The organism is Streptomyces sp. NPDC044571 (assembly GCF_040647115.1).
Classification (GTDB): Bacteria; Actinomycetota; Actinomycetes; order Streptomycetales; family Streptomycetaceae; genus Streptomyces.
The window spans coordinates 1-18273 of the sequence record NZ_JBEZBN010000036.1 but is presented as its reverse complement, the minus strand read 5'-3'; the positions used below and the strand labels follow the sequence as shown (position 1 = coordinate 18273).

Below are 18273 nucleotides of genomic sequence, written 5' to 3'. Positions count from 1 at the left end.
CTCGGTACGTCTGGTGTTGGCTGGTTGCCTGTTACTGGTGACGGGTTACTGGTTACTGGTTGTTGCAGGTGGAGACGGCCTGGGCCGGGTCCAGCCAGGGCAGGTCGTGGCCCATCCGGTCCCGCTTGGTGCGCAGGTAGCGCAGATTGTGCTCCCCGGCCTCCGTCGGCATCGGCTCGCGGTGCGCGACCTCGATCCCGTGTCGTACGAGGGCGGCGGCCTTCTCGGGGTTGTTGGTCAGCAGCCTGACGCTCTTGACGCCGAGGTCGGCCAGGATCTGGGCGCCGGCGGCGTAGTCGCGGGCGTCGGCCGGCAGGCCGAGTTCCAGGTTGGCGTCGAGCGTGTCGCGGCCGCGCTCCTGGAGCTCGTACGCGCGCAGCTTGGACATCAATCCGATGCCGCGGCCCTCGTGGCCGCGCAGGTAGACGACCACGCCCCGGCCCTCGTCCTTGATCCGGGCCATGGAGGCGTGCAGCTGGGGGCCGCAGTCGCAGCGCAGGGACTGGAAGATGTCCCCGGTCAGGCACTCGGAGTGGACCCGGACCACGATGTCGGCGCCGTCGCCGAGCTCGCCGTGGACGAGGGCGACGTGCTCGACCCCGTCGACGGTGGAGCGGTAGCCGTACGCGGTGAACTCGCCGAAGGCGGTCGGCAGGCTGACCTCGGCCTCGCGGCGGACGGTCGGCTCGGCGGAGCGGCGGTAGGCGATCAGGTCCTCGATGGAAATGATCGTCAGGCCGTGCTTGCGGGCGAAGGGGATCAGCTCGGGCAGGCGCAGCATCACGCCGTCCTCGCCGGCGATCTCCACGATCGCGCCGACGGGGCGCAGGCCCGCGAGGCGGGCGAGGTCGACGGCGGCCTCGGTGTGGCCGTTGCGGACCAGGACGCCGCCGGGCTTGGCGCGCAACGGGAAGATGTGGCCGGGGCGGACGAAGTCGGAGGCTTCGGAGACGCCGTCGGCCAGCATCCGCAGGGTGGTGGAGCGGTCGGCGGCCGAGATTCCGGTGGAGACGCCGTGGGCGGCGCTCGCGTCGACGGAGACGGTGAAGGCGGTCTTCATCGACTCGGTGTTGTGCTGCACCATCTGGGGCAGTTCCAAGCGCTCCAGCTCCGGGCCCTCCATCGGGGCGCAGATCAGGCCGCGGCACTCGCTCATCATGAACGCGACGATCTCCGGGGTGGCCTTCTCGGCGGCGATGACGAGGTCGCCCTCGTTCTCGCGGTCCTCGTCGTCGACCACGACGACGGGCCGGCCGGCCGCGATGTCTCGGATGGCCTGCTCGACGGGGTCGAGCCGGAAGGCCGCTTCGAGGTCGAGGTCGAGATCGATCGCGGGCACGGGGTCGAGGGTGTTCATGCCGTTGCTCCTTCCAGGGCCGGGGCGGGGGCGGTGCGCGAGCGCTGGTACCAGTCGTAGGCGCCCCAGAGGACGAGCGCGAAGTAGACGACGTAGACGAGGCCGGAGAAGGCCAGTCCGTTGTTGAAGGCGAGCGGGACGCCGACGAGGTCGACCAGGAGCCAGGCGAACCAGAACTCGACCAGGCCGCGGGCCTGGGCGACCATCGCGACGATGGTGCCGACGAAGATGTAGGCGTCGGCCCACGGGCTCCACGACAGGTTCGGGAAGAGGGTGAACAGGCCGCCGACGGCGAGGGTGCCCAGGGCCGCGCCGGCGAGGAGCAGTCCGCGCTCGGCCCAGCCGGCGGTGCGGACGGCGATGGAGCCGTCCTGGGCCTGCTGCCTGCCGCGCTGCCAGGCGCGCCAGCCGAACACGGCCACCCCGATGACGAGGAGCTGCTTGCCGACGCCGCCGGCGAGGTGGGCGGAGGCGTAGGCGGCGATGAGGATCAGGCCGGACAGGAGCTGGGCGGGCCAGGTCCATATGGAGCGGCGCCAGCCGAGGGCGAGGGCTGCCAGGCCCATCAGGTTGCCGATCATGTCGGACCAGATGACCTTCTGTCCGAAGACGGTGAAGGCTTCCGCGTTGAGCCAGGTCAGGGCGCTCACTGGTGGTCCTCCTGGGCGTGCAGCGGGTTCACGCCGGCGGCGAGCAGGCGCTCGACGTACTTCGCGAGGACGTCGACCTCCAGGTTGACCGGGTCGCCCGGCTGCTTGATGCCGAGGGTGGTCAGCGCGAGGGTGGTCGGGATGAGGCTGATGCTGAAGTGGTCGGCGCCGGCCTCGACGACGGTGAGGCTGACGCCGTCCACCGTGATGGAGCCCTTCTCGACGACGTAGCGCGCGAGGTTCTGCGGGAGGGAGATCCGGACGATCTCCCAGTGCTCGGAGGGCGTCCGGGACAGGATCTCGCCGGTGCCGTCCACGTGGCCCTGGACCAGGTGGCCGCCGAGCCGTCCGCCGAGCGCCATCGGGCGCTCCAGGTTGACGCGGGAGCCCTCGGTGAGCGCGCCCAGGCTGGAGCGGTTGAGGGTCTCCTGCATGACGTCGGCGGTGAACTCGCCGTCGGCGGTCTCCACGACCGTCAGGCAGACGCCGTTGACGGCGATGGAGTCGCCGTGCTTGGCGCCTTCGGTGACGACGGGGCCGCGCAGGCGGAAGCGGGAGGCCTCCGAGAGCTGCTCGACGGCGGTGACCTCGCCCAGTTCTTCGACGATTCCGGTGAACACTCAGTGCTCCTTGGGGGCGGTGGCGGGAACGGCGGTGATGCGCAGATCGGTGCCGACGCGGACGGTCTCGGTGAGGTCGAGGCGTACCGCGCGGGTGATGGTGTGGATGCCGGCGTCGGCGAGGGCGGCGGGGCCCGCGCCCAGGAGGGCGGGGGCGAGGTAGCCGATGACCCGGTCGACGGCCCCGGCCCGGAGGAAGGCGCCCGCGAGGGTGGGGCCGCCTTCCAGGAGGACGGAGCGCACGCCGCGGGCGTGCAGGCGGGTGAGCAGGTCGGGGACGGCGATGCGGCCCTCGTGCAGCGGCATCCGCAGCAGGTCGACGCCCGGCAGGTGCCGGGTGTCGGCGTCCTCGCCGACGACGAGCAGGGTGGGCGCCGCCCCGTCGAGGATGCGGGCGGTCGGCAGGAGGGCGGCGCGGGTGTCGAGGGCGATGCGCAGCGGCTGGGTGGCGCCTTCGATGCCGCGCACGGCCAGGTGCGGGTCGTCGGCGCGCAGGGTGCCGCCGCCCACGAGGACGGCATCGGACTCGGCGCGCAGCCGGTGGACGTCGGCGCGGGATTCCGGGCAGGTGATCCAGCGGCTGCTGCCGTCCGAGGCGGCGCTGCGGCCGTCGAGGGTGGCGGCGTACTTCCAGGTCACGTGCGGGCGGCCCAGGCGTACGGAGGTGAGCCAGGCGGTGTTGCCGGCCTCGGCCTCGGCTTCCAGGAGCCCGCCCTCGGTCTCGACCCCGGCGGCGCGGAGCGTGGCGGCGCCCCCGCTGGCCTGGGGGTTCGGGTCGGCGACGGCGTAGACGACGCGGGCGATGCCTGCCTCGGCGAGGGCCTGCGCGCAGGGTCCCGTACGGCCGGTGTGGTTGCAGGGCTCCAGGGTGACGTAGGCGGTGCCGCCGCGGGCGGCTTCGCCTGCGGCGCGCAGGGCGTGCACCTCGGCGTGGGGGCCACCGGCCTGCTCGTGCCAGCCCTCGCCCACGGGGGCGCCGGCGGCATCGGTGATGACGCAGCCGACGACGGGGTTGGGGCTGGTGGAGCCGAGTCCGCGGGCTGCAAGTGCGATGGCGCGGCGCATGGCGGATACGTCGGCGTCGGCGCTGTGCGCTGCGTACGCGGCGTGGTTCGCCACCGGGTCCTCCTGCCTCATCGGGCACGGACTCCGGGGCCTGTCGGGATACGACAGATGAAGCGGTACAGCGCACGCGGGGACGCCGAGGCCGGAGAAACGGTCCGTCCGGACGTATCCGCAGGGATACGCCGATGAACCGCCGACGGCGGCGTACCGGTGACTGGCCCGCCGCGCACTGCCTCCCATCCGGACTTTCACCGTCGGTCCAGGAATTTCACCTGGTCAACCGGCCGCTGGCTGCGGACGGGTCGCGGACTATACCGCCGGTTCGGAATTACACCGACCCCGGAGTGCGCTGCTTACTGGTACTGGAGCCAGTCTGCCACGGGTGATCGGCGGCCATGCGGGCGAGAAGCTGTGGCCTGGGTCACAGGGGGGCCTTCCGGCAGGAGTCCGTCAGGTCCCGCCGTGGTTGGTCCAGACCTATTGGCGAGGTGGTCTAGTCCTCTTAACGTTCCCTTCATCTTCCCCGGGAGACAGCCCGTCAGATGTGCGCACGTCACGGGCCGACACGCACCACACGTACGCCTGTTGTGCCCTTTCCGCGCCCCCCTCCTCCCCTCCCCAGGAGGCACCATGCTGTCCCCCACACGTACGAGAGCGATGCTCCTGGCATCCGGCGCCGCAATCGCCGGACTGCTGGTGGGCGGGCTCTCGGCGGGCGTCTCCCAGGCCGCCGACAACGAAGGCTGTCGCCCGGACGGGCTCTACAAGACGGCCGGCGTCGACGTCCCCTACTGCTCGGTCTACGACTCCGAGGGCCGCGAGAAGATGGGCGCCGACCACCAGCGACGCGTCATCGGATACTTCACCGGCTGGCGCACCGGCAAGGACGGCACCCCCGCCTACCTCGCCAACAACGTCCCCTGGTCCAAGGTCACCCACCTCAACTACGCCTTCGCCCACGTCGGCGCCGACAACAGGATCTCCGTCGGCGCGGACAACGCGAACAACGCCGCCACCGGGATGACCTGGCCTGGCGTCGCGGGCGCCGAGATGGATCCGGCCCTCCCCTACAAGGGCCACTTCAACCTGCTCAACAAGTTCAAGAAGCAGTACCCCGACGTCAAGACGCTGATCTCGGTCGGCGGCTGGGCGGAGACCGGGGGCTACTTCGGAGACGACGGCAACCGGGTCGCCTCCGGCGGCTTCTACTCGATGGCCACCAACGCCGACGGCTCCGTCAACCAGGCCGGCATCGACACCTTCGCGGACTCCTCGGTCGAATTCATCCGCAGGTACGGCTTCAACGGCGTCGACATCGACTACGAGTACCCGACCACGATGAAGGACGCGGGCAACCCGCTGGACTGGCAGCTCTCCAATGCCCGCCGAGCCGGGCTCGTCAAGGGCTACGCGGCCCTGATGAAGTCGCTGCGCGAGAAGCTCGACCGCGCGGGCGCCGCCGACGGCAGGCACTACCTGCTCTCCGTCGCCGCCCCCTCCTCCGGCTACCTGCTGCGGGGCATGGAGACCTTCCAGATGCAGAAGTACCTGGACTACGTCAACATCATGTCCTACGACCTGCACGGCGCCTGGAACGAGTACGTCGGCCCGAACGCCTCCCTGTTCGACGACGGCAAGGACGGCGAACTCGCCGCCGCGGGCGTCTACTCCACCTCCCAGTACGGCGGCATCGGCTACCTCAACTCCGACTGGGCCTACCACTACTTCCGCGGCTCCATGCCGTCGGGCCGCATCAACATGGGTCTGCCGTACTACACCCGCGGTTTCAAGAACGTGCAGGGCGGCACCGACGGCCTGTGGGGCAAGGCCCCGGCCACCGCGTGCCCGGCCGGCGCGGGCCTGACCAAGTGCGGTGACGGCGCGGTCGGCATCGACAACCTGTGGCACGACCTGGACACCAACGGGGTCGAGTCCCCGGCCGGCTCCAACCCGATGTGGCACGCCAAGAACCTGGAGAAGGGGGTCGTCGGCGACTACGCCACCCGGTACGGCTTCCCCGCGAACACCACCCTGACCGGCGCTTACGTACGCAAGTACAGCTCCACGCTGGTGGCTCCGTGGCTGTGGAACGAGCAGAAGAAGGTCTTCCTGTCGACGGAGGACGAGCAGTCGGTCGCCGCCAAGGCCGACTACGTGGTGAACAAGGGCATCGGCGGCACCATGGTCTGGGAGCTGGCGGGCGACTACGCGTACAACTCCGCCAAGGGCCAGTACGAGATGGGCGACACGCTCACCACCACGATGTACGAGAAGTTCAAGTCGGCGGCCCCGTACGGCGCCAAGCGCGCCACCACCGCCCTGCCGAGCCAGGCGATCAAGGTGGACGTGGACTTCGGGCAGTTCCCGCTGGGCGACTCCAACTACCCGATCAGCCCCAAGCTGAAGATCACAAACAACACGAAGGCGACCCTCCCGGGCGGTACGGAGTTCCAGTTCGACTACTCCTCCTCGGCGCCGAACAACGCCAAGGACCAGTCGGGTTGGGGCACCGCGGTCATCCGCAGCGACCACACGGGCAGCAACGTCGGCGGTCTCAAGGGCGACTACAACCGGGTCTCGCTCAAGCTGCCGTCCTGGCAGTCGCTGGCACCGGGCGCCTCCGCGGAGATCGACTTCGTCTACTACCTGCCGACCTCGACCCCGTCCAACTGGACGGTGAGCTTCGGCGGGAGCACGTACGCCCTTGCCGGTGACCTGGCCCGCGGTACGACCGTCGTCGAGCCCGGCGGTGCGACCACCACGCCGACCACGACCACACCGCCGACCACTCCCCCGCCCACGACCACCCCGCCGACCAGCCCGCCCCCGGGCGGCACGTGCACCGGCCCGGCGTACGCGGCGGGCACGGTGTACACCGCCGGCCAGGTCGTCTCCCACAAGGGCCACCTCTGGAAGGCACAGTGGTGGACCCGGAACGAGGAGCCGGGCAGCACGGGCGACTGGGGCGTCTGGAAGGACCAGGGCGCCTGTTGACCCGCTCCGGATGAGGAAGCGTGAGGACCCGGTGGCCCGGCGGCCACCGGGTCCTCGCACGTACGCTGCTGCCGTGAGCACACAGACAGCCGCCTCGGCCGCGGATTTCGAGGAGCACCGGGGCCGGATGTTCGGCATCGCCTACCGCATGCTCGGCTCCGCCGCCGAGGCCGAGGACACCGTCCAGGACGCCTACCTGCGCTGGAGTTCCGCCGACCGCGAGCAGATCGAACACCCGGGGGCCTGGCTCGCCAAGGTCGTCACGCACCTGTGCCTGAACCGCCTCACCTCGGCGCGGGCCCGGCGCGAGGAGTACGCCGGTCCCTGGCTTCCGGAGCCCGTGCTCACCGGGGACGGAACGCTCGGCCCGCTGGAGTCGGCGGAGCAGCGGGACAGCGTCTCGATGGCCCTGCTGGTGCTGCTGGAGCAGCTCACACCGGTGGAGCGGGCGGTGTACGTGCTGCGCGAGGCCTTCGCGTACGGCCATCGGGAGATCGCCGGGCTCCTGGACCTGTCCGAGGCCAACTGCCGCCAGCTCTACCGGCGGGCCGCGGGCCGGGTGTCCGCCCCGAAGCCGCGCTTCGCACCGGACCCCGAGCAGTGGCGGAGCCTGGTGGAGACCTTCCTGACGGCGGCGCGGGACGGCGACCTGACCCGGCTGGAGAGGCTGCTGACCGCCGATGCGCGGTTCGTGGGGGACGGCGGCGGGGTCGTCAGCGCGGCCCGGCGGCCCGTCCTGGGCCGGGACAAGGTGGCCAGGTTCCTGGTGGGCGTGCTGCGCAAGTGGACGGGCAGCCACTCGCTCACCTTCGCGGAGGTCAACGGGGAGCCGGCGCTGGTGTTCGGCGGGGCCGGGGTCCTGCTGGTCGAGTTCGAGGACGGGCTGGTCAGCGGTATGCGCAGTGTGCAGAACCCGGAGAAGCTGGGATTCCTCCAGCGGCAGCTGTCACATTCCTGAGGGCTGTCCGGTCTCGGTTGGTGAACGCATCCCCTTCTGGGAAGGAACGGACACCATGAGCACCATCCTCGTCACCGGAGGCACCGGGACCCTCGGCACGCTGGTCGTCGCGAGGTTGCGCGCGGCGGACCACGACGTGCGCGTCCTGAGCCGGCGCGCGAAGGACCACCCGGTGGATCTGCGCGACGGCAGCGGGCTGGACGCGGCGATGGCCGGCGCGGAGGTGGTGGTGCACTGCGCGAGCACGCCGCGGGGCGGCGACGACGTGGCCGCCGGGCATCTGGTCGAGGCTGCCCGGCGGGCGGGGACGGTCACGAACATCGTGTACATCTCGATCGTCGGGGTGGATGTGGTGCCCTTCGCGTACTACGAGGTGAAGTACAAGGTGGAGCGGCTGCTGGAGGACTCGGGGCTGGGCGTGACGATCCTGCGGACGACCCAGTTCCACGACCTGGTGGCGACGGTGACGGAGACGCTGGCGAAGGTGCCGGTGCTGCCGGTGCCGCTGCCGAAGGGCGTCCGGGTGCAGCCGATCTCCGTCGAGGAGGTCGCCGACCGGATGGCGGAGCTGGCGGTCCCGACCCCGGCGGGCCGGGTCCCCGACATGGGCGGCCCGAAGATCCACACCCTGGTGGAGCTGGGCCGCGCGTACCTGGCGGCGACGGGGCGCAGGCGGCCGGTCGTCCCGCTTCCGCTGGCGGGCAAGGCGTACGCGGCATTCCGCCGCGGCGGCAACCTGGCGCCGTCGCATGCGGTGGGCCGCACCACCTTCGCGGAGTTCCTGGCGCGCCGCGGTTAGGCCCCGTGTCGTCGAGGATCGCGGCGGTGCGTTCCGCCTCGCGTTCCAGCGCTCGGCGGTGCGCGGCGTCGAGTGCGGCCAGTGGTTCGACGGTGAGGGCGATGTGCCTGCCGGAGCGGCGCTGGTGCCAGACGCCGCCGAGGAACTGCCGGCGGAGCCGCCGGGCGTTCACCGCGGCCCAGGCCACGCTGCTGGTGGGCACGTCCCCGACGCTACCGGCCGACGGCTCGGCCGCCCGCGACCCGGCTGCCCGGGGTTCGGCCGTGAGGGGTGCGGCCCAGGGGTGCGGCCGTCAGGGGCCGAAGAGGGTGTTCTGGGCGGCTTCGCGGGCGGCCAGGCGGGCGCCCGTGAGGACCGCCGGGCCTCCGAGTGCGGTCGCGCGGACCTCGGTGGAGACCGGGGTCAGTGTGGCCAGCCGGGCGGCGACCGCGGCCGCCAGCGCGTCCCCGCCCGCCCGGCCGAGCTCCCCCGCCAGAACCACGCACCCCGGGTCCAGGACGGCCGCGACGGCCGCCGCCCCGAGGGCGAGCCGCGCCGCGAGGGCCTCCAGGAAGGCGGTCCCGGCGGCGCCGGCCACCGCCTCCTCCACCGGCCCGGTGAAACCGTGCTCCGCGGCCAGCGCGGCCACCGCCTCGCGGCCCGCCAGCGCGTGGAAGCCACCCCCGCAGTCCCTGGCGGAGGGCAGCCCGTCCGTGCCCGGCACCGGCAGGAAGCCGATCTCCCCCGCCCCGCCGGAGGCCCCCCGGCGCAACCGGCCGTCCAGGACCACTGCCGCGCCGACGTCCGCGCCGAGCCACAGCAGCACGAAGGAGTCCAGGTCCCGGGCGGCGCCCACCCGCTGCTCCGCGAGGGCGGCGAGGTTGGTCTCGTTCTCCACCACCACCGTGGCCGGCAGCCGCTGCCCGAGGGCGGCCACGAGGTCGCGGTGCCAGGACGGCATTCCGGCCGTGCCGCGCAGTTCCCCGCTGCCCGGCGCGACCAGGCCCGGCGCTCCGACCACCACCGTGTGCAGCGGATCGGCGCCGGCCTCCCTGGCGAGGGCCTCCAGGACGTCGACGGCCTCGTCGACGGCGTCCACCGGCAGTGCGGCCTCTGCGAGCGGCCGGCCCAGCAGGTCCGTGACCACCGCGGTCGCACGGTCCGTCCGTACGTCCAGGGCCGCCAGATGGGCCCGGCGGGCGACGATCCCGTACAGCCGGGCGTTCGGGCCGCGGCGCTGTTCCCCGGACTCCCCCACGACCTCGATCAACCCGGCGTGGGCGAGCCGTTCGACCAGGTCGGCGACCGACGGGCGGGAGAGGCCGGTCTTCGCCTTGAGCTGGGTGGCCGTCAGCGGCCCCTCCTCCTGGAGGAGTTGCAGGGCGAGCCGGTCGTTGATGGCCCGGGCCGTGCTCGACGACGCCGGCGTCACGGGCGGGGCGGGGGAGACGGGCGACGTCGATGCAGGTGACACGGCGGCGGTCAGGGCATTGGCAGGAGTCACGGCGCCCATCCTAGGCAGCTTCCCACCCTCACTATCAGGCAGGTTCCCTGATAGTTTAATGCCATGACCGGGGAACCCGACCTCAGCCCTGCGCGCCTGCGCCAAGCCCGCCTCGCCATAGCCGCCGTCTTCTGCACGCACGGAGCCGTCACCGGCTCCTTCGCCACCCGCATCCCGTGGATCCAGGAGCACGCCCACCTCGGCGCGGGCTCCCTGGGGCTGGCCCTGGCCTTCCCGGCCCTCGGCGCGGCGCTCGCGATGCCGCTGGCCGGGCGGATCAACCACCGCTTCGGGGCCCGCCCCGCACTGCGCGGCCTGCTGGCCCTGTGGACCCTGTCCCTCGTCCTGCCGGCCCTCGCCCCGAACCTGGCGACCCTGTGCTTCGCCCTCTTCGTCTACGGGGCCACCTCGGGGATGTCGGACGTGGCGATGAACGCACTGGGCGTGGAGACCGAGAACCGGCTCGGCCGCTCGGTCATGTCCTCCCTGCACGGCATGTGGAGCGTGGGCGCGCTGCTGGGCTCGGCCGCCGGCACCGTCGCCGCCCACACCGGGGCCGACGCCCGGCTGCACCACCTGCTCGCCGCGCCGGCCCTGACCGCGGCCGGGCTGGTCTGTGTACGGGGCGTGCTCGATCTGCGCAGCGCGGCCGGGGCCGAGGCTCCGGCGCACTTCGCACTGCCGCCGCGGTCCGCGCTGCTGATCGGAGCGATCGGCTTCTGCGCGGTCTTCGCGGAGGGGGGGAGCCTGGACTGGTCGGCGGTCTACCTGCGGGACGTGCTCGACACCGACGCCGGCCTCGCAGCCGCCTCGACCACCGCCTTCGCCCTCACGATGGCCGCCGCCCGGCTGGCCGGCGACCGGGTGGTGGACCGGTTCGGCCCGGTACGCACGGTCCGGGCGGGCGGCGTCCTGGCCACCGCGGGCGGGCTGCTCGTGGTGACGGCCGGCCATCCGGCCGCGGCCCTGGGCGGCTTCGCGCTGATCGGGCTCGGCATCTCGGTCGTGGTCCCGCTGGCCTTCGCGGCGGCCGCACGCAGCGGGCCGGCCCCGGCGCAGGCCATCGCCGGTGTCGCCACGATCACGTACACCTCGGGACTGATCGCGCCCTCGGCGATCGGCGCGGTGGCGGACGCGAGCTCCCTCGTGGTCTCCTTCGGGCTGGTCACCCTGCTGGCGTTCGCGCTGGTGGCGGGTGCGGCCGTACTGCGGCAACGGCCCGCCGCGCGTGCGGCGGAGCCCGCCGATCGGGACGAACCCGCCCGTATCCGCCCGTAGCGTAGGGCCCGGCCGTCGGCACGGCCGTTTCGTACGCGGGCCGTTCGCTCTCGTTCTCGGCGCTCTTCCGGAACCGGGTTCGCCCGAACCGGCGAAGCGCACGGCCAAGTTCCCCGGATCCGCGCCCACGGCTGGGACCCTGCCTCCCATGGAAGCGGTGCTCGCGCGGATGCGCGCCCTGGACGAGCGGCTCCCCGCGCAGGACGGTGTCGCCGTCTTCAACCGGGTGTACCTGACGGTCACGCAGACCCTGCACGCGCGCATCGGCCGCGGGGAGTTCCCCTCGCCGCGCCGGGCGCAGACCCTGAGCGTCCGCTTCGCCGAGCGGTACCTGACGGCGGTGGAGGCGGACCGCGCCCCGGCCTGCTGGCGGCCGCTGCTCCAGTACCGCCGCCATCCCGGGGTGCGGCCGCTGCAGCACGCACTGGCCGGGATCAACGCGCACATCGGGCACGACCTGGCCCTGGCGGTGGTGTCCACCTGCCGAGCGCTGGACTGTGAACCGCGGGCCTTGGAGGCGGATTTCGACCGGGTCGGCGACACTCTGGTCTGCCTGGAGGAGCACATCCGGGAGGACCTGATGCCGGGCCCCGACCTGCTGGAGATCGCCGACCCGCTGACGCACCTGCTCGGCTCCTGGAGCCTGGACCGGGCCCGCGGCGCCGCCTGGTCGGCGGCCCGCCTGCTGTGGACCCTGCGCCGTACGCCCGAACTGGCCGAGGAGTTCGCGGAGTCCCTGGACGCGGGCGTGGGTCTGGTGGGCCGCTGCCTGCTGACCCCGACCGGCTGATCCTACCGGCCGAAGCGCCCCGGCGAAGCACCCGGCCGGGCCGCGTACGGCATGTGAAAACGGGCCGCCGCCGCGCTGTGTGCGCGGGGGCGGCCCGTGGTCACGGGGCCGGAGGGGCCGGGTGGGTCAGTCCTCCGGGAGTTCGACCGGGGCGATCTCGTCGTAGACGTCGCCCGGGCCCGGGTTGGTGGCGTCGGTCGAGCCGCCGAGGTGGTGCATGACGCCCCAGACGGCGTTCAGGGCGGTCTGGACCGCACCCTCGGCCCAGCCGGCCGTCCAGGAGATGTCGTCGCCCGCGAGGAAGATGCCGCGCTTGTCCTCGGGGAGGCGGTCCTGCATGAAGTGGGTGAACAGGCGCCGCTGGTAGCGGTAGTGGCCGGGGAGGTTGGCCTTGAACGCGCCCATGAAGTACGGCTCGTTCTCCCACGACACCGTCACCGGGTTGCCGATGATGTGGCGGCGGATGTCGACCTTCGGGTAGATCTCGCCGAGGGACTTCAGCATGACCTCCATCCGCTCGTTCGCGGACAGCGGCAGCCACTTCAGGCTGTCGTCACACCACGTGTACGACAGGCAGATGACGGCCGGCTGGTCGGGACCGTTGTCCAGGAGGTACGTGCCGCGCGTCATGCGGTCCGTGAGGGTCATCGACATGACGTCGCGGCCCGTCTCCTCGTCCTTGTCGAGCCAGAACGGGCGGTCCACCGGGATGAAGAGCTTCGAGCTCTCCATGTAGTGGGTGCGCTCCATCGCCGTCCAGTGGTCGATCGGGAACAGCGAGTCGTCGCACGCGATCTTGGACAGCAGCATCCAGGACTGCGCGGTGAAGATCGCCGCGCGGTAGGTGCGGATGTCGCCGGAGGCGTCGGTGACCGTGATGCGGTTGCCGGCCGTGCGGTGCAGGCGGGTCACCGCCGGGCGCGGGGTGCCCTCGTGCAGGGAGGACAGCGAGGTGCCCGGGGCCCAGTGGACGATCTTCTCGGGCTCGCGCTCCCACAGGCGCAGCGGCAGCTGCTGCGAGCCGCCGACGATGCCGCGGTGGTGGTCGTCCGCCTCGGTGTAGACGACGCGCAGGATCTCCAGGATGGAGTTCGGGAAGTCGGTGTCCCAGCCGCCCGTGCCGAAGCCGACCTGGCCGAAGATCTCGCGCTTGCGGAAGGACTGGAAGGCTTCGGACTTGCAGAGGAACCCGTAGAAGGTCTCGTTGTCGAGCTTCTCGACGAGCTTGGCCCAGATCTCGCGGATGCGCGGGACGTCGCGCTCGCGCATCGCCCGGTTCATGTCGGAGAAGTCGGCGCCCTCGTCGAGGCACGCGTTCCACGCGTCGGCGACGTCGCGGTAGATCTGCGGCAGGTCGGCGATGGTCTCGGCGTAGTGGGTCTCGCCCTTGAGGTCCACGACCGTCGAGGGGGTGGCCTCGGCGAGCGGGTTCGGGAAGGGCTCGGTGACCAGGCCGACGAGGTCGATGTAGTGCTGGAGCGCCGTGGAGGAGGGCGGGAAGCGCATGGCGCCCATCTCCGCGGTCAGACCCTCGGTGCCGGTGCCCTCGAAGCCCACGGTCCGCAGCCGGCCGCCGATCTGGTCGGCCTCGTAGACGACGGGCTTGAGGCCCATCTTCATCAGCTCGTACGCGGAGATGATCCCGGACAGGCCGCCGCCGATGACGGCGACCTCGGTGCCGTGCTCCGTCGCCGGTATCTGGCCCAGCCCCGCCGGGTGGGCGAGGAAGTCGTCGTACGCGTAGGGGAAGTCCGGGCCGAACATGGTGATCGGCGGCTGTCCGTCGCTGTGCGGGACGGCGGTGGTGGGCACCGTGGACGTCATGGGGTACGGCTCCTTGCAGGGTGGGGCAGGGGGGAGGGCGCGGGCGGGGCTCAGACGAGGGAGGCGTAGAGCCCGGGGCGGCGGTCGCGCAGGTAGGGGTTGGTCTCGCGGGAGGCGCGCAGCAGCTCGGGGTCGGCCTCGCCGAACACCAGCTCCTCGCCGCGGCCGGCCCGGGTGCGGGTGGCCCCGTCGGGGCTCGCCAGGCAGCTGAGTCCGACGAACTCGAACTCGCCTTCGGGGCCGGTGCGGTTGACGTACGCGATGTACATCTGGTTCTCGAAGGCCCGTACGGGGACGAGCTGTTCGGCGACGAACTGGAACGGGTGCATCTGCGCGGTCGGCACCAGGAGGAGGTCGGTGCCGGCCAGCGCGTGGGCCCGGACGTTCTCCGGGAACTCCACGTCGTAGCAGATCATGATGCCGATGCGGAGGCCGCCCAGGTCCGCCTGGACGACGGGGGTGTCGCCGGGCGTGAAGGCCTCCTGCTCGAAGCAGCCGAAGAGGTGGGTCTTGCGGTAGTTCGCGAGCCGCGTACCGTCGGGGCCGATGAGCTGCGCCGCGTTGTAGACGGTCTCGCCGTCCCGCTCGGGGTAGCCGTACAGGACGGCGACCCCGTGGCGGCGGGCGATCGAGCCGATGGCGTGGGCGGATTCGCCGTCGGCCGGCTCGGCGAGACCGGCGATGTCCTCGACCGGCAGGGCGTAGCCGGTGAGGAACATCTCCGAGGTCACGAGGAGCCCGGCCCCCGCCTGTGCGGCGCGCGCCGCGGCCTCGTCGAGCGCCTTCAGGTTCTCGGCGGTGTCGCCGAGCCGTCCGGAGCTCTGGAGGAGGGCGGTGCGCAGCGGGGGCATGGGCGTACCTCTGGGGCAGGAGGGGTGGGGTGTCCTACGAAGGTACGTTTGCGCGTTCGACCCCGACAAGCCGTGACTGTTGCGCTCCGCGCATCGAATCGTTGCGTGTTTCCGGGACTGGGCGGAGATTCGTTGCGCGGGGGCCTGTGGTCCCTTGCGGGAGGGCGGTCTCAGGCGTCCCCGGCACCTCCGGGGTCCCCGCGGAAGGCGGGGTGGGCGCTCATGCGGCGCAGGTCCTCAAGGATATCGGTGGTGTCGTTGCTGACGATGCGGCCGCTCCAGGTGTCGCACAGGGCGGGGACGGCCAGGGTGCCGTCGTAGTGGTGTCCGGCGGCCTCGTAGGCCCGGCGCAGCGCCGTGTACGAGGCCTGCGGCCCGAGCACGGTGGCGGCGACGCTTCGTTCCAGCCCGAGCAGGGCCAGGGTGTCCGCTACGCGCCGGGAGAGCGGACAGCCGTCGGACAGGTAGAGGCGGTAGCGGTGCGGGACCGGGGAGAACCCGGCGCCGATGCGGCCCCGCAGGGCGGGCGCCGGGCCGGTACGGGGCAGGACCATCTGAAGCATGACTCTCCTGGGGCGTGGCGGAACGCCCGGCGGCGGCTGCGCGCCGGGTCACGGGGCCGTGCGGGAGACGTACGCGGCCGGAGCGTGCGTCGGCGAAAGGACGGCCGGCGCGTGCGGGCGTACGGAGGCGGGAAGGTCAGGCGGCGGCGCGGAATGCGCTGCAGACGCGCAGGAGGTCGATGTGCAGGCGCCGGGTGAGCCACCAGCGGCGGAGGGTCTGCGCCCCCGCTTCCGCCGTCCAGGCCATCTCCACCCGCTCCGTCCTGCCCTCTCGGCGCGTCGGGGGCTTGGCGCCCCGGGGATTTGGCGCCCCGGGGGCATAAATTCGCCCGCGTCGGACGCTGACCCTCGTGACCGTCGTCCCCAGCAGTCTCGTGGCGGCGCGCGGAGCCGTCAAGAAGGTGTCGGCGCCCGGCCCGGACCGCCCGAGTAAAGGAGCTCTCCCCCTCATGTCGCCCGACACCGGCACGGTTTCCCCCGCCCCCGCTCGCGATGTCGCCGCCGTTCTGGACAACCCCGTCTGGTCCGCGCTGACCGGGCCCGCCCGCGGCTTCGCCGAGACGGGCCCCGCGGGGCTCGCCGCCCGCTACGTCGGGGACGCCTCTCCGTTCGCGGCGCTCGCCGACCCGGAGGACCCGGCCGCCTGGGCGGATCTGGCCGCGCTGGCCGGCCCTGGGGCTCCGGTGTGGGTCACCGGGCTGCTGACCCCGCCCGCGGGGTGGACGACGGTGGCTTCGATAGCGGGCGTACAGCTGGACGGCCGGACGGTCCGGGCCGAAGCCGCGCCCGAGGCGGTCCGCCTGGGGCCGGCCGACGTGCCGGAGATGCTGGAGCTTGTGGAGCTGACGAAGCCGGGCCCGTTCCTGGACCGCACCGTCGAACTGGGCACGTACCTCGGGATCCGGCACGAGGGGCGGCTCGTCGCGATGGCGGGCGAGCGGATGCGGCCGCAGGGCTGGTCGGAGATCAGCGCGGTGTGCACCCACCCCGACCACCGCGGCCAGGGCCTCGCGGGCCGCCTGATCCGCGCGGTGGCAGCGGCGGCCACCGCCCGCGGCGACCACCCCTTCCTCCACGCGGCGGCGGACAACGCCCCGGCGATCGCCCTGTACGAGTCGATGGGCTTCACCCTGCGCAGGCGCCCCCTCTTCCTGGGCCTCCGCACCCCGGACGCGCAGGCCTGAGGCGACACCGGCTGCCTGGAAGGGCATGCGGTCCGCGGGGCAATCGCCCTGCGACTAGCCGCGCGTCGGAGGCGCGGAGGGGTGACGGGCCGAGTCCAGGGCGCGCTTGAGGCCGCGCTTCAGGAGCGCGGAGAGCGGGCGTTCCAGGAAGCGGTGGACCAGCCAGGCGGCGAGGAGCATGCCGAGCGTCATCACGGTGACCAGTGCCCACGGTGAGAAGTGGTGGCGGAGCAGCCGGATGCCGGTCCACCCGATGTGCTCGTGGAGCAGGTAGAGCGGGTAGGTGGTCGCCCCGGCCACGGTCAGCCACCTTCCGCGCACCCAGGAGAGCCGGCCGAGGGCGAGCAGGAGCATCACCACGTAGCCCACGGTCATCAGCGCGATCGCCGGCTTGGAGTCCATCGTCCGGCCGAGGCTGGCAGCCAGGCCGTCGTTGTAGAGGCTGACCTGGCGGACCGAGAACAGCCACGAGATGCCGACGATGCCCCACAGCAGCAGGGTCGGCCGGAAGCGGTGCATCAGGAACATCGCGACACCGGCGATGAAGTACGGCGAGTACTCGGGCATGATGATGTAGTCGGCGAAGGGCGCCCGCCCGGCCGTCACCAGCACCGAGGCGACCGTCCACAGTGCGCAGAAGAGAAGAACTCGGCGATAGGTCACGCCCTTCCACACCACCAGGGCGAACAGCAGGTAGAAGCGGATCTCGACCCAGAGCGTCCAGTAGACGGCGTCGACCGAGCCGACCCGGAACGGCTCCTGGAGCATGGTGAGGTTGAGCAGTACGTCCTTCGCGGCCAGCGGGTGGAGGACCACCGGCCAGAGCGTGACCACCGCGGTGGTGGCCAGTACGGCGAACCAGTACGCAGGATAGAGCCGGACCACCCGGGACATGAAGAAGTCGCCCAGGCTGCGTCCCCAGCTGCTCATGCAGATCACGAAGCCGCTGATGATGAAGAAGAATTCGACCCCGGTCCAGGTGTACGAGGCTGGCCAGGAGGCCGTCGGAAAGACCACGTCGACCGGCTTGGCCCAGGCGTTCTTGGACGCTTCGGCGTTTCCGCCGAAGCCCACGTAATGGTGGAAGACGACCATCAGGGCGGCGATGAGGCGCAGCCCGTCCAGAGCCTCCAGCCTCGGTCGGCGCGGGGCGGTCGGCGTGGACAGCGGGGCAGGCGCGGGCGCGGGAGCGACCTCGCGCCTCGGGCTGGATGCGAGGTCGTTCGACACTCGGGAGATGTTACTAAAACACGTTCCACTGCAAGGCCACTCCCTGCTGGCGTGACCACGTCCCGGCCCGTGCGGCGGCGGGCTGACGTTTGGGTGGGCATAGAGCGGTCACACGCGGGGCGTCCCCCCGAAGACACCAGAAGGGAACTGCCATGACCGATGTCTCTCGCCTGCCCGGCTCCGCGGCCCATCACTGGCAGTGGCAGCTGCGTGCGGCCTGCCGGGAACTGGGCCCGGGCCGGTTCTACCATCCGGCCGGGGAGCGGGGTGAGGAGCGGGAGGACCGGGACCAGGCCGCGAAGCGGGTCTGCGCGGTCTGCCCGGTCCGCACCGCGTGCCTGGAGCATGCCCTGCGGACCCGGGAGCCCTTCGGGGTGTGGGGCGGGCTGACGGAGGAGGAGCGCCGGACGCTGCTCAGCCGTACCTCCACCGAGCAGGAGCGGCGCCGGCTGATAGGCCGTGCCTCGGCCGAGGCCGCCGCCCACGCCACCGCGGGGGCACGGGCCTAGGCAGTTTCGTTTGGATCAGTTGGTCGTTGGTCCGGGTGTGCCGTTGACTGATGCGCAGTGGGCGCGGATCGAGCCGTTGCTTCCGGACCGGACGCCCAAGCGGGGTGGCCGTTGGCGG

The 18273-nt window shown here is 72.3% G+C and carries 16 protein-coding genes and 1 riboswitch; of the genes, 7 read left to right on the top strand and 9 right to left on the bottom strand.

What is annotated here, in order from left to right; all coding sequences use genetic code 11:
- Positions 1–52: 52 nt before the first annotated feature.
- Genes AB0B01_RS20110 through ribD form a run of 4 tightly spaced genes read right to left on the bottom strand, consistent with a single transcriptional unit; the run spans position 53 to position 3692 of the window.
- The gene (locus AB0B01_RS20110) at positions 53–1357 is read right to left on the bottom strand and encodes a bifunctional 3,4-dihydroxy-2-butanone-4-phosphate synthase/GTP cyclohydrolase II (RefSeq protein WP_361720522.1); all 1305 of its coding nucleotides are present in this window, start codon (positions 1355–1357) and stop codon (positions 53–55) included.
- Entirely contained in the window at positions 1354–2007 is a 654-nt protein-coding gene (locus AB0B01_RS20105; RefSeq protein ID WP_361720519.1) for a nicotinamide mononucleotide transporter family protein, read from the bottom strand. Before AB0B01_RS20105 ends, AB0B01_RS20110 begins: the two co-directional genes overlap by 4 nt.
- Positions 2004–2627, bottom strand: a complete 624-nt coding sequence (locus AB0B01_RS20100) for a riboflavin synthase (protein WP_361720516.1) — start codon at positions 2625–2627, stop codon at positions 2004–2006. The genes AB0B01_RS20105 and AB0B01_RS20100 overlap by 4 nt, the downstream gene beginning before the upstream one ends.
- On the bottom strand, positions 2628–3692 hold the full coding sequence (gene ribD, locus AB0B01_RS20095) for a bifunctional diaminohydroxyphosphoribosylaminopyrimidine deaminase/5-amino-6-(5-phosphoribosylamino)uracil reductase RibD (RefSeq protein WP_361720652.1): 1065 nt from the start codon (positions 3690–3692) through the stop codon (positions 2628–2630). It abuts the gene before it with no gap.
- 222 nt (positions 3693–3914) lie between these two features.
- Positions 3915–4044: riboswitch (FMN riboswitch) on the bottom strand.
- Positions 4045–4322: 278 nt separating this feature from the next.
- On the opposite strand from ribD, the gene AB0B01_RS20090 reads away from it, so the two are divergent.
- From AB0B01_RS20090 to AB0B01_RS20080, 3 genes are all read left to right on the top strand, one after another.
- Positions 4323–6686 (top strand): chitinase C-terminal domain-containing protein, encoded by a 2364-nt coding sequence (locus tag AB0B01_RS20090; protein ID WP_361720513.1) that lies wholly within the window; start codon positions 4323–4325, stop codon positions 6684–6686.
- A gap of 73 nt (positions 6687–6759) precedes the next feature.
- On the top strand, positions 6760–7644 hold the full coding sequence (locus AB0B01_RS20085; protein WP_361720510.1) for an RNA polymerase sigma-70 factor: 885 nt from the start codon (positions 6760–6762) through the stop codon (positions 7642–7644).
- Positions 7645–7699: 55 nt separating this feature from the next.
- Positions 7700–8443, top strand: coding sequence for an NAD(P)H-binding protein (locus tag AB0B01_RS20080; RefSeq protein ID WP_361720507.1), 744 nt, complete (start codon positions 7700–7702; stop codon positions 8441–8443).
- Between the two features lie 292 nt (positions 8444–8735).
- On the opposite strand, the gene AB0B01_RS20075 is transcribed toward AB0B01_RS20080, so the two are convergent.
- Positions 8736–9935 (bottom strand): ROK family transcriptional regulator, encoded by a 1200-nt coding sequence (locus tag AB0B01_RS20075; RefSeq protein WP_361720504.1) that lies wholly within the window; start codon positions 9933–9935, stop codon positions 8736–8738.
- Between the two features lie 54 nt (positions 9936–9989).
- On the opposite strand from AB0B01_RS20075, the gene AB0B01_RS20070 reads away from it, so the two are divergent.
- Positions 9990–11204, top strand: coding sequence for an MFS transporter (locus tag AB0B01_RS20070; RefSeq protein WP_361720501.1), 1215 nt, complete (start codon positions 9990–9992; stop codon positions 11202–11204).
- 148 nt (positions 11205–11352) lie between these two features.
- The gene (locus AB0B01_RS20065) at positions 11353–11994 is read left to right on the top strand and encodes a DUF5995 family protein (protein ID WP_361720498.1); all 642 of its coding nucleotides are present in this window, start codon (positions 11353–11355) and stop codon (positions 11992–11994) included.
- A 126-nt stretch (positions 11995–12120) separates the two neighbouring features.
- Here the strand turns inward: AB0B01_RS20065 and AB0B01_RS20060 are convergent, their stop codons facing one another.
- From AB0B01_RS20060 to AB0B01_RS20050, 3 genes are all read right to left on the bottom strand, one after another.
- Positions 12121–13818 carry an NAD(P)/FAD-dependent oxidoreductase gene (locus AB0B01_RS20060; protein ID WP_361720495.1) on the bottom strand — a complete coding sequence of 566 codons (1698 nt, stop codon included), beginning with the start codon at positions 13816–13818 and terminating at the stop codon, positions 12121–12123.
- A gap of 50 nt (positions 13819–13868) precedes the next feature.
- On the bottom strand, positions 13869–14669 hold the full coding sequence (locus AB0B01_RS20055) for a carbon-nitrogen hydrolase family protein (RefSeq protein WP_361720492.1): 801 nt from the start codon (positions 14667–14669) through the stop codon (positions 13869–13871).
- A 170-nt stretch (positions 14670–14839) separates the two neighbouring features.
- The gene (locus AB0B01_RS20050) at positions 14840–15232 is read right to left on the bottom strand and encodes a hypothetical protein (protein WP_361720489.1); all 393 of its coding nucleotides are present in this window, start codon (positions 15230–15232) and stop codon (positions 14840–14842) included.
- A 449-nt stretch (positions 15233–15681) separates the two neighbouring features.
- On the opposite strand from AB0B01_RS20050, the gene AB0B01_RS20045 reads away from it, so the two are divergent.
- Positions 15682–16416 (top strand): GNAT family N-acetyltransferase, encoded by a 735-nt coding sequence (locus AB0B01_RS20045; RefSeq protein WP_361720486.1) that lies wholly within the window; start codon positions 15682–15684, stop codon positions 16414–16416.
- A 54-nt stretch (positions 16417–16470) separates the two neighbouring features.
- On the opposite strand, the gene AB0B01_RS20040 is transcribed toward AB0B01_RS20045, so the two are convergent.
- Positions 16471–17646 carry an acyltransferase gene (locus tag AB0B01_RS20040; protein ID WP_361720484.1) on the bottom strand — a complete coding sequence of 392 codons (1176 nt, stop codon included), beginning with the start codon at positions 17644–17646 and terminating at the stop codon, positions 16471–16473.
- Positions 17647–17798: 152 nt separating this feature from the next.
- On the opposite strand from AB0B01_RS20040, the gene AB0B01_RS20035 reads away from it, so the two are divergent.
- The gene (locus AB0B01_RS20035) at positions 17799–18155 is read left to right on the top strand and encodes a WhiB family transcriptional regulator (RefSeq protein ID WP_361720481.1); all 357 of its coding nucleotides are present in this window, start codon (positions 17799–17801) and stop codon (positions 18153–18155) included.
- Positions 18156–18273: the final 118 nt, after the last annotated feature.